The 10731-nt window shown below is 65.3% G+C and carries 8 protein-coding genes and 1 pseudogene; 8 read left to right on the forward strand and 1 reads right to left on the reverse strand.

Annotated elements, in window-relative coordinates; all coding sequences use genetic code 11:
* The 4 genes from ACTS1Z_RS01350 to ACTS1Z_RS01365 form a co-directional block, all read left to right on the forward strand.
* The coding region (locus tag ACTS1Z_RS01350; protein WP_442622636.1) for an adenosylhomocysteinase at positions 1-986 on the forward strand (986 nt) is incomplete at its 5' end.
* A 211-nt stretch (positions 987-1197) separates the two neighbouring features.
* Positions 1198-3318 carry a TonB-dependent receptor gene (locus tag ACTS1Z_RS01355; protein WP_442622637.1) on the forward strand — a complete coding sequence of 707 codons (2121 nt, stop codon included), beginning with the start codon at positions 1198-1200 and terminating at the stop codon, positions 3316-3318.
* 114 nt (positions 3319-3432) lie between these two features.
* Entirely contained in the window at positions 3433-5775 is a 2343-nt protein-coding gene (locus ACTS1Z_RS01360; RefSeq protein WP_442622638.1) for an ATP-binding protein, read from the forward strand.
* Between the two features lie 202 nt (positions 5776-5977).
* On the forward strand, positions 5978-6655 hold the full coding sequence (locus tag ACTS1Z_RS01365) for a hypothetical protein (RefSeq protein ID WP_442622639.1): 678 nt from the start codon (positions 5978-5980) through the stop codon (positions 6653-6655).
* Between the two features lie 490 nt (positions 6656-7145).
* Here the strand turns inward: ACTS1Z_RS01365 and ACTS1Z_RS01370 are convergent, their stop codons facing one another.
* Positions 7146-7439 carry a GIY-YIG nuclease family protein gene (locus ACTS1Z_RS01370; RefSeq protein ID WP_442622640.1) on the reverse strand — a complete coding sequence of 98 codons (294 nt, stop codon included), beginning with the start codon at positions 7437-7439 and terminating at the stop codon, positions 7146-7148.
* Between the two features lie 125 nt (positions 7440-7564).
* Between ACTS1Z_RS01370 and tsaE the strand changes: the two genes are divergently transcribed.
* The 4 genes and pseudogenes from tsaE to ACTS1Z_RS01390 all read left to right on the forward strand — a co-directional run.
* Positions 7565-8047, forward strand: a complete 483-nt coding sequence (gene tsaE, locus ACTS1Z_RS01375; protein ID WP_442622641.1) for a tRNA (adenosine(37)-N6)-threonylcarbamoyltransferase complex ATPase subunit type 1 TsaE — start codon at positions 7565-7567, stop codon at positions 8045-8047.
* Entirely contained in the window at positions 8032-9036 is a 1005-nt protein-coding gene (locus ACTS1Z_RS01380) for an aminoglycoside phosphotransferase family protein (RefSeq protein ID WP_442622642.1), read from the forward strand. The genes tsaE and ACTS1Z_RS01380 overlap by 16 nt, the downstream gene beginning before the upstream one ends.
* Positions 9033-9794, forward strand: a complete 762-nt coding sequence (locus ACTS1Z_RS01385; RefSeq protein ID WP_442622643.1) for a nucleotidyltransferase family protein — start codon at positions 9033-9035, stop codon at positions 9792-9794. The genes ACTS1Z_RS01380 and ACTS1Z_RS01385 overlap by 4 nt, the downstream gene beginning before the upstream one ends.
* Positions 9787-10731, forward strand: a pseudogene (locus tag ACTS1Z_RS01390) (double-strand break repair protein AddB); the annotation flags it as partial. The gene ACTS1Z_RS01385 and the pseudogene ACTS1Z_RS01390, both read left to right, overlap by 8 nt.

Genomic DNA, 10731 nt, shown 5'->3' on the forward strand with positions numbered 1-10731 from the left:
TGTACATCATCTGGGGCGCGCGCGTCGAAGAGGGCGAGGAAATGCCCGCGCCGACGAACGAAGAAGAAGAGGAAATGCAGAAGGTGCTGAAGAAGCGCCTCGAGCAGAGCCCGGGCTTTTTCACCAGGACGCGCGACGCGATCAAGGGCGTGTCCGAAGAGACCACGACCGGCGTTCTGCGGCTTTACGAACTCGCCAAGCAGGCCAAGCTGCCCTTCCCGGCGATCAACGTGAACGACAGCGTCACCAAGTCGAAATTCGACAACAAGTACGGCTGCAAGGAAAGCCTCGTCGACGGCATCCGCCGCGCGACCGACGTGATGATGGCCGGCAAGACCGCGGTCGTCGCCGGCTATGGCGATGTCGGCAAAGGGTCCGCCGCCTCGCTGCGTGGCGCCGGTGCCCGGGTGATGGTCACCGAGATCGATCCGATCTGCGCGCTGCAGGCGGCGATGGACGGGTTCGAGGTCGTGACGATGGAAGAGGCCGCGCCGCGCGCCGACATCTTCGTCACCGCGACCGGCAACAAGGACGTCCTCACGCTCGATCATATGCGCGCGATGAAGGACATGGCGATCGTCGGCAATATCGGCCATTTCGATAATGAGATTCAGGTCGCGGGCCTCAAGAATCTCGAACATGTCGAGGTGAAGCCGCAGGTCGATATGTACACCTTCCCGGATGGCAAGCGGATCCTGCTGCTCTCGCAGGGCCGTCTGCTCAACCTCGGCAACGCGACCGGCCATCCGAGCTTCGTGATGTCGGCGAGCTTCACCAACCAGGTGCTCGCGCAGATCGAACTGTTCAACAATCACGGCACCTATGGCCATCAGGTCTATGTGCTGCCCAAGCATCTCGACGAGAAGGTTGCCAAGCTCCATCTCGACAAGCTCGGCGTGCAGCTCACCGAACTGTCGAAAGAGCAGGCCGCCTATATCGGCGTCGAAGCGCACGGGCCGTTCAAATCGGACCAGTATCGCTACTAGGCGCTGTCCGCGCGCCTGGCGCGCCAGAAACCGAACGCGAAACGGAATATGGGGCCGGGGCGGCAATGATCGCTCCGGCTCTTTTTCGTGTTGCCGGCGCCGCTTCGACCAACGGAGCCGATCCATCGACGGGACGCACACTGAATGCACTTGATATGATGTAACATTCTGCTTAGGACGCTGCCGTTCACGGAAAACGGAAGAGTTTGCAATGCGTCACTACGGAATTCTCGCGGCGAGCACCGCTCTCATTGCCACCCCTGCCATGGCACAGGATGGCGAACGGCCGGGCGATCATATTCATGGCGAGGGCCAGGCCGGGATCGTCGTGACCGCGCGCTTCGTCGACGAACTCGATCTGATCGCCGGCACGTCGACGCTTGCCGGCACCGAGCTCGACCAGAGCATCCGCCCGCAGATCGGCGATACGCTGACCGCGCTGCCCGGCGTATCGGCGACCTCCTTTACGCCAGGGTCCTCGCGGCCCGTGCTGCGCGGCTTCCAGGGCGAGCGTATCCGCGTGCTGACCGACGGGATCGGCGCGATCGACGCGTCCAACACCTCGGTCGACCATGCCGTGACGATCGATCCGATCACCGCCTATCGCATCGAGGTGCTGCGCGGCCCGGCGGCGCTGCTGTTCGGCAGCCAGGCCATCGGCGGCGCGGTCAACGTGTTCGACCGGCTGATCCCGATCGAAGTACCGGACGAGCCCGTACATGTCGATGCGATCACATCCTACGGCTCGGCTGCGGACGAGTGGACGATCGCCGGCGGCGTCGATCTGCCGCTCACCTCCAACCTCGTGCTGCATGTCGGCGGCAGCTATCGCGAGAGCGACGATCTGGAAATTTCAGGCTTCACCCTTTCGCCGGAACTGCGCGCCGAACAGCTAGAGATCGTCGCGGAGGAAACCGAGGAAGGCAATCTCGACGAAGCCGCCGAGGCCCAGGAACTCGCCGATCTGCGCGGCACCGTGCCGAACAGCGCCACCGAGACATGGACGGCGGGCGCCGGCCTCGCCTGGATCGACGAATGGGGCAGCATCGGCGCGTCCGTCAGCTTCTACGACACGGTGTACGGCATTCCCGCGCGCCCCGGCGCCGAGCATGCGCATGAGGAAGGCGAAGAGGAAGAAGAGGGCGAAGAGGAGGAAGAAGGCCCCGTCACCATCGACCTGCATCAGGTCCGCGCCGATCTGCGCGCCGAGATTTTGACGGGCGGCGGGTTCTTCGAAAGCATCCGCGTCCGCCTCGGCTATTCCGATTACACGCACACCGAGTTCGAGGGCGACGAAGTGGGCACCCTGTTCCTCGTCGAGGGCTTGGAAGGCCGGCTCGAATTCGTCCAGGCGGACCAGGATGGCTGGCGCGGCGTGATTGGCGGGCAGCTTTACGTGCGCGATTTCAACGCCATCGGCGCCGAAGCCTTCGTGCCGCGCAACGATACCGAACAGGTCGGCATCTTCACGCTGCAGGAATTCGATTTCGGTCAGCTCGGTCTCGAACTCGCCGGCCGATATGAACACACGACCGTCTCCGCGCCGGATCAGGCGATCGACCGCAGCTTCGATTCCTTCTCCTTTGCCGGCGGCCTGCATTACGATTTCGAAGAAGAGGTGCGGATCGGCGTGAACCTGTCGCGCTCGGAGCGCGCCCCGGCGGCCGAGGAACTCTTCTCCAACGGACCGCATATCGCGACCCAGGCGTTCGAGATCGGCAACCCCGATTTCACGACCGAAAAGAGCATCGGCCTCGAAGCCTATGTGCGCGGCGATGTCGGCGGCGTCACCTTCGCGCTGACCGGTTTTGCCAACTGGTTCGACGATTTCATCTTCGACGCGGCGACCGGCGAGGAGGAGGACGATCTCCCCGTCTTCCAGTATTTCCAGCGCGACGCGACCTATTACGGTTTCGAAGCGGAGATCGCCGCGACGCTCGCCGAAGTCGGCCAGTTCCAGATCAACGCCGATGCCGTCGCCGATTATGTCCGCGCGTCGATCGACAATGGCGGCGGCCCGGTGCCGCGCATCCCGCCGTTCCGTCTGCGCGGCGGGCTGGAAGCCGTGTCCGACAATTTCGATGCGCGCGCCGAGGTCGAATGGGCGGCCGAGCAAGACCGCGTTGCGGCCTTCGAAACGCCGACCGACGATTTCACCTTCGTCAACGCCTCGGTCGCCTGGCGGCCCTGGGGCCGCGCGAACGGCACGTCGCTCTTCGCCTCGGTGAACAATATCTTCGACGTCAACGCCCGGCGCCACGCCTCCTTCACCAAGGATTTCGTGCCGCTGGCCGGCCGCGACTTCCGGGTCGGCGCGCGCTTCAGCTTCTAGGGGTCCTCCCACGGCAAAAGCTGCGATCACTCCCAAGCCGGGGGTGATCGCATCTTCCCGTAGGCCCCCGCTCCGGTCTAGAAGCGGGCGGATGATGCAGGGCGGCCCAGCGCGATGATTACCGTTTCGACCACCGCCGCGGTGGTAACCGGCATGGTGCTCGCCGCGTGGCTGGGCATCGCGGTCTGGGCGACGCTCGCCGGCCTCCGGCGCAAGGCGGCGGGCGAACGGGCGGCGGCGGCCGCGCGGCGCGGCGGGCTCCTTCTTGAGAGCGCACCGACCGCCTTCATGATCGTCGATGCGAAGGACCGGATCGATCCGGGGCCGGGGCTCGAAGACTGGCTTGGCCTGCAGACCGCGCCCAAGCGCCTTGCCGATTTCAAGGACCTGCTGAGCGAAGAACGGTTCGCCGCCTTCATCGAAACCGTGCGCGATGCGCGCCGCACCGCCAAGCCCTTCGGCATGGAGCTGCGCATCCGGGGATCGGACCGCATCCTGTTCGCGCGCGGCGGCCCGGCGCCCGATCCGCTGGGCGGCAACCAGGCGGCGATGATCTGGCTGTTCGACATGACCGATACGCGCGGCGAGATCGCGGACCTGACCAGCCGGGCCGATCGCGCGGGCGAGGCGCTGGAATCGCTATCGCGCCTGATCGAGGCCGCGCCCTTCCCGATGTGGCATCGCGGGCCGGACCTGCGCCTCACACTCGTCAATCAGGCCTATGTCCGCGCCGTCGAGGCCGAGAACGCCGCCGAGGTCATCGCGCGCGGGCTGGAACTGATCGAGATGCCGGGGCCGGACAGCGCCCAGGCCGTTGCCGCCCGCGCCCGCGAGGAGGAGGCGCCGCAGATCCGCACCGTCCCGGCCACCATCGGCGGCGAGCGCCGCGCGACGCGCATCGCCGATATCCCGCTCGGCGATGCCGGGGTCGCCGGTTATGCCGTCGATATCGAGGAGCTCGAACAGGCGCGGGCCGAGCTTGCCCGTTTCGGCCGCGCCCAGCGCGACATGCTGGACCTGCTTTCGGCCGGCGTCGCGCAATTCGGGCCGGATCGCTCGCTCACTTTCTCGAACCAGCCCTTCGAGCGCCTGTTCGAAATGAAGAAGGAATGGCTGGCCGATCGCCCGGAATTCGATCGCGTGCTGGATCGGATGCGCGAAGTCGACCGCGTGCCCGAATCCCGAGATTTTCCCGAATGGAAGGCGGAGCGGCGCGGCTGGTTCCAGTCTGGCGACGAGCCGATCGAGGAGACCTGGCTGCTGACCGATGGCACCCATCTGCGCGTCGTCGCCCAGCCCATGCCGGATGGCGGTCTGTTGCTGGTCTTCGAGGATCGCACCGAACAGGCGCAGCTTGCCAGTGCGCGCGATATCCTGCTGCGCGTGCGCACCGCGACGCTCGACAATCTCTCCGAAGCCATCGGCGTGTTCGCGGCCGACGGGCGCCTGCACATCTGGAACCGCCGCTTCCGCGAAATCTGGGATCTGGAAGAAGAATTGCTGGCCGAGCATCCACGCGTCGATACGCTGACCGGGGCGATTGCCGACCAGTTTCTCGGCGCAGGCAGCCCCGAGGCGATCCAGGAGGCTGTGCGTGTCGCGACCAATGAGCGGCAGGAACGGACGGGGCGGCTTGCGCTGCGCGACGGCCGCTATTTCGATTTCGCCGCCGTGCCGCTGCCCGACGGAAATGCGCTCTTCACGCTGCTCGATATTTCGGACAGCAAACGGATCGAGGCGGCGTTGATCGAGCGCAACGAGGCGCTGGAAGCCGCCGACCGGCTTAAGACCGCCTTCGTCTCCAATATCAGCTATGAGCTGCGCACGCCGCTGACCTCGATCGCCGGCTTCGCGGAGATGCTGGACGGCGGCTATGCGGGCGAGCTGCCGGAACAGGCGGCGGATTACGTGAAATCGATCCTCGATTCCGTGGCGACGCTGCGGGTGCAGATCGACGAGGTGCTCGACCTGACCCAGGGCGAGGCCGAGGACCTGCCGATGGAGCGCGAAGAGGTCGACCTGCAACTGCTCTGCGAGGAAGCTGCCGCCGACGCCCGGCAGCGCGCCGGTGCGCGCAATCACGAGTTCGTCGCCGAGATCGACTGGTCGGTCGGCAGCGTCACCGGCGACGCCCGCCGCCTGCGCCAGTCGCTCGATCACCTGCTGCGCAACGCGATCCGCTACACCCCCGAAGGCGGCCGCATCCTGCTCCATGCGGAGGGCACGACGACCGAAGCGCGCATCACCGTCTCCGACAATGGCGCGGGCATCAGCGAAGACGAGCAGGCCCGCGTCTTCGACCGCTTCCACCGCGGCGCGGGGGAGCAGCAATCCCGCGCGCTGGGGCTCGGCCTGCCGCTGACGAAACAGTTCGTGGAAGCGCATGGCGGAACGCTGGAGCTCAAGAGCGAGCCGGGCGAGGGGACGTTCGTGACGGTGGCGTTGCCGCGGGAGTGACCTATTTCGCCTATTTCGGTGACAGTGCACTTAATTCACAGCACCGAAGGGAAACTGGCACGGCTGCGACGAATTAAGTGCACTGTCACCGAAATTGTTGCGATTGCGTATTTATTAAAGATCAACGGCTTATATTTCGATGGTCGATCGGGTGATTAGGGAGCAGAGCGATTCTCGATCGTATTTCCTCGGTGCTGCAAACATGAAGCGCAGGCGCTTCGTCGGCGCGATGGGCGCTATTATTGCGCTGCCTTTAATCCCGGGATGTACCGGTCGCCGCATCACATATCGTTATAGACTCACAGTCGACGTCGACACGCCCGATGGCGTGCGGTCAGGGGCAAGCGTGATCGAGGTTACGACACGATGGGACGACGGGCTGGCGCATGCGACCGGTGTGCGCTCGCAGGTCAGGGGTCAGGCGGTTGTCGTGGACCTACCGGGTGGCCCGCTGTTTGCGCTGCTAACCAGTCCCGCCCTCGGGTCCGATGCGGCGAAAAACTATGCGCGAGAAGCGCTTGGCTTCACCGGCGGCCAAAGCAACGCCGACACCTATTATGCGACGATCGGCGAAATGCTGGCCACGGAAGAGGCGCGCGCCTTGCCTCGCTCCCAATATCCGATGCTGGTTCGTTTTGGCGATATCGACGATCCGACGAGCGTTGAGCGAGTCGATCCCGACAATCTTGCCGCAAGCTTTGGCCCCGGCACTTCGCTGCGCGCGATAACGGTCGAGATCACCGATGATGCTGTGACAGCGGGTATCGAGGAGCGGTTGGTTTGGGTTGGGCAAATTCAAGAAATGAACTTGTCGCGAGAGAGTTTCCCTTCCGACATACCGGTTGGAGACTTCTCAGGAATGTTTGCGAGACGGAGGTAGCTATGAATCAAGATTTGTTTTGCGCCATTCTGGCGATGGACTCTTATAGTCGTGGTTATAGTTCTGGCATAAGCGGGATTACGGTGACAGTGCACTATCAGCGCGCCGCCGTTTCGGTCCGCGTTTGCCCGGTTTCAGGCTCCGTCCAGTCATAGTCTCAAGTCGCGTCAGAAAGGCGTCATTGCCTACCGGCCGCCCGATCATTTCCGCCTTGCGGAGCCGATCCGATGCGGCGTCGTCCTTCCCAGCCTCGATCAGCGCTGCGAAATCCGGATAGCGTTCGCGGATCGGACCGGTGTTTGTAATCCCGTCGTCAGCGCCAAGCTGGGCATGGACATGCAGTTCATGAAAGAACCAAATAGTACATGTGCTCGTCATTCCAGCGAACGCTGGAATCTCCGGCCACAGACGCCATGCCTAGCCGCCTGAGATCCCAGCGTTCGCTGGGATGACGGGCGTTGCCTGTTTGGATAGCATAAGCGCCGGGCCGCTAACGATTGATATCGTCCCATAAATCCCGCCAGCCGGGATTCTGCGCATCGATCAGGTCCAGCTTCCACTGCCTGTCCCACGCCTTCAGCGCTTTCTCGCGCGCGATAGCCTCGTCGATCCTTTCATGCCGTTCGGCCAGCACCAGACGGGTGAGCTTATATCGCCGGCAGTAGGCCGAGCCCTTACCGACGCGATGCTGGGCGATGCGCTCGGCGAGGTTCGCGGTGAAGCCGATATACAGCACGCCGTAGCGCCTGTTGGTCATTATGTAGGTCCAGCCGCCGTGCCCCATCGGCTGATGGTGGCGTGGTTCTGCCGGAGATTCCAGCTTTCGCTGGAATGACGCGATGGTTTTTGGATGCTGTTTCGGGTGTGTGCAGGCTTCCGCCAGGCGCCTGTTACCTTTATCGAGCGCGCATGAGCGAGGGATTGATACTGCCGGAAGAAGACGCGACGCTCGCCCTCGGCGCGCGTATCGCGGCCATCCTGCGCCCGGGCGATGCGATCGCGCTGTTCGGCCATCTCGGTGCTGGCAAAACGACGCTCGCGCGCGGCATCCTGCAGGCGTTGGGGCTCAAAGAAGAGGCGCCCAGCCCGACATTCGCCATCGTCCAGCCCTATGAGCCGCCCGAAACGCGCGTTCCGGTCTGGCATATCGATCTCTATCGGCTTGAAGATCCCGAAGAGGCGCTGGAGCTCGGATTGGACGAGGCGCGGCGGGATGTGGCGATGCTGATCGAATGGCCCGAGCGGCTCGGCGATGGGCTGTGGGAGGATGCGTTGCGGCTCCACCTTTCCATCGCGCATAAGCAGGATGCAGGCGGGGCGGGGCGTTCCGCCGCTCGGCGCTTGACAGCGACGGTTCCGCCCGCTTGGGAGACGCGATGGCCACCAACATGAAAAACCCCGAGTCCGCGCCCGATTTTCTCGCGGCCAATGGCTGGGGAGACGGGGCGTTGCTGCCGCTCGCGGGCGATGCGTCCTTTCGCCGGTACTTCCGCGTCGTTGCGCCGGGGCGCACGGCGGTGCTCATGCACGCGCCGGCCGATATGGAAGACAGCCGGCCCTTTCTCGACGTCGCCGAGCATCTGAACCGGCTCGGGTTCGCCGCGCCCAAGATCATGGCGAGCGATCTCGACGAAGGCCTGATCCTGCTCGAGGATTTTGGCGATGCGCGGATGCGCGAGGTGGTCGATGCCGCGCCCGAAAGCGAGGCGCGCATCTATCGCGATGCGGTCACGCTCCTGGGCGTGCTGCACCGCTCGGGATCGGGCGAACTGCCGGCCTATACGATGGCCGAATATCTGCGCGAGGCGCGGCTGTTCACCGAATGGTATGCGCCGGCGCTGTCGCTCAATGTCGACGAGACGGGCTATGACGCGGCGTGGGAGAAAGTACTCGGGCCGCTCACCGATCTCGACGATCCGGTGACGGTGCTGCGCGATTATCATGCGGAAAACCTGATGCTGCTCGAGGGGCGGCACGGGATCGGGTCGCTGGGGCTGCTGGATTTCCAGGATGCGCTGGCCGGGCACCCGGCCTATGATCTCGTCTCGCTGCTGCAGGATGCGCGGCGGGACGTGTCGCGCGAGCTCGAGGAGAATATGCTGACCCATTACCGTGTGACGAACCCGACCGTCGGCGGGCCGGAATTCGACGCCGCCTATGCGATCCTCGGCGCGCAGCGGAACGCGAAGATCCTCGGCATTTTCACGCGGCTGTGGAAGCGGGACGGCAAGTCGCGCTATCTGTCGTACCAGGCGCGCGTCTGGCGTTACCTCGAGCGGGACCTGCGGCATCCGGCGCTCGCGCCAGTTGCGGCCTGGTTCTCGGCAAACGTGCCGAGCGGAAAACGGGCCGAGGCCTGGCAGGGCGGATCGCCGCGATGAACAAGCATAGCGCGCCGCTCGCCATCCGCCCGGCAACCCAAGGCCCTCAGATCGACACCGCAATGGTGATGGCCGCCGGGCTCGGCAAGCGGATGCGGCCATTGACCGCGACGACACCCAAGCCGCTGATCCAGGTGCAGGGCCGCGCGCTGCTCGATCATGTGCTGGACCGGCTGCGCGATGCAGGCGTGAAGAAGGCGATTGTCAACGTCCATTATCTCGCCGATGCTGTCGAGGCGCATGTCGCGCGGCGCGGTGGCGATATCAACATCACGGTATCCGACGAGCGCTCCCAGCTCATGGAGACGGGCGGCGGCGTGACCAAGGCATTGCCCTTGATCGATGCCGATCCGTTTTTCGTGATGAACTCGGACGTGCTCTGGGTTGACGGGCCGAGCGATACGCTGCGTCTGCTCGCGGCGCGCTGGGATCCGGAGAAGATGGACGCGCTGCTGCTGCTCGTGCCGCAGGCGCATGCCCATTGCCATGGCGGGCGCGGCGATTTCCACATGGACGGGGCGGGCCGGATCACGCGCCGGAGCCGCGGCAAGATCGCGCCCTTCGTCTATTCGGGCATCCAGCTCGTCTCGAAACAGCTCTTCGAAGACGCGCCTTCGGGTCCGTTTTCCACGAACATCCTCTGGGACCGCGCGATCGAGGAGGGCCGCGCCTTCGGCCTCGCGCATCAGGGGCTGTGGTTCGATATCGGCACGCCGCCCGCGATCAAAAAGGCCGAGGCGCTGCTCGTGGATGGCTGAGGCCGCCCACCCGAACGTCTACACCATCCCGCCCCACCGGGCCTTTGCCGACGCGCTGGCGGCCGGGCTCATCCGCATGCACGGGAAAGACGCGCTCGGTCTCGCGCAAGGCATCGTCCTCGTGCCCACCAACCGCACGGCGCGGGCCATCCAGGACGCCTTTGTCCGCCGCGCCGCACCCGGCCTGCTGCTGCCCCGCCTCGTCCCCATCGGCGATCCCGAAATCGCGGAAACGCTCGGCAGCGCGCTCGATCCGATCGGGCAGGGCGCAGACGTCCCGCCCGCGATCCCGCCGCTCGAACGCACGATGCGGCTCGCGACGATCGTCCAGCGCGTGCGCGCCCGGTCCGGCGATCCCGTCGATGCGGGCGAAGCGGTGCGTCTCGCCCGCGATCTCGGCGCGACGCTCGACCAGCTGCTGATCGAACAGGTCGATCCGCGCAAGCTGCCGGAAAGCGTCGAGGCGGACCTTTCCGCCCATTGGCAGGTCTCGCTCGATCAGCTCGATGCGATCCTCACCGAATGGCCGGCCGAACTCGCCAAGCTTGGCAAGATCGACATGGCCGAGCGCCGCAACCGCCTGCTTGGCCATATCGCCGAGCGCTGGCGGGACGCGCCGCCGCCCGGTTTCGTGGTCGCCGCCGGCATCGCCTCGACCGCGCCCGCCGTCGCCGCCGTGCTGCGTACCGTTTCGCGGATGGAGAACGGCTCGGTCGTTCTACCCGCACTCGACATTACGATGCCGGACGAAGAATGGGACGCGCTCGGCCCGCACGAACCCGATCCCGATACCGGTTTTCGCAAGCGGTCCATCGAAACCCATCCGCAATTCGCGCTCAAGCTGCTGCTCGACCGGATGGGCGTCGCGCGGGGCGAAGTGGCGCGCTGGCGCTGGGGCGGCGGACGCGATTCCCCGGCGGTGCGCACGCGCGCGATC

Origin of the sequence: Parasphingopyxis sp., from assembly GCF_052168295.1 — a bacterium.
GTDB lineage: Bacteria > Pseudomonadota > Alphaproteobacteria > Sphingomonadales > Sphingomonadaceae > Parasphingopyxis.

Excerpts from the sequence above, each read along its gene's own strand:
- ACTS1Z_RS01355 (WP_442622637.1), top strand. The coding sequence starts at position 1,198 with ATGCGTCACTACGGAATTCTCGCGGCGAGCACCGCTCTCATTGCCACC.
- ACTS1Z_RS01360 (WP_442622638.1), top strand. The coding sequence starts at position 3,433 with ATGATTACCGTTTCGACCACCGCCGCGGTGGTAACCGGCATGGTGCTC.
- ACTS1Z_RS01365 (WP_442622639.1), top strand. The coding sequence starts at position 5,978 with ATGAAGCGCAGGCGCTTCGTCGGCGCGATGGGCGCTATTATTGCGCTG.
- ACTS1Z_RS01370 (WP_442622640.1), bottom strand. The coding sequence starts at position 7,439 with ATGGGGCACGGCGGCTGGACCTACATAATGACCAACAGGCGCTACGGC.
- tsaE (WP_442622641.1), top strand. The coding sequence starts at position 7,565 with ATGAGCGAGGGATTGATACTGCCGGAAGAAGACGCGACGCTCGCCCTC.
- ACTS1Z_RS01380 (WP_442622642.1), top strand. The coding sequence starts at position 8,032 with ATGGCCACCAACATGAAAAACCCCGAGTCCGCGCCCGATTTTCTCGCG.
- ACTS1Z_RS01385 (WP_442622643.1), top strand. The coding sequence starts at position 9,033 with ATGAACAAGCATAGCGCGCCGCTCGCCATCCGCCCGGCAACCCAAGGC.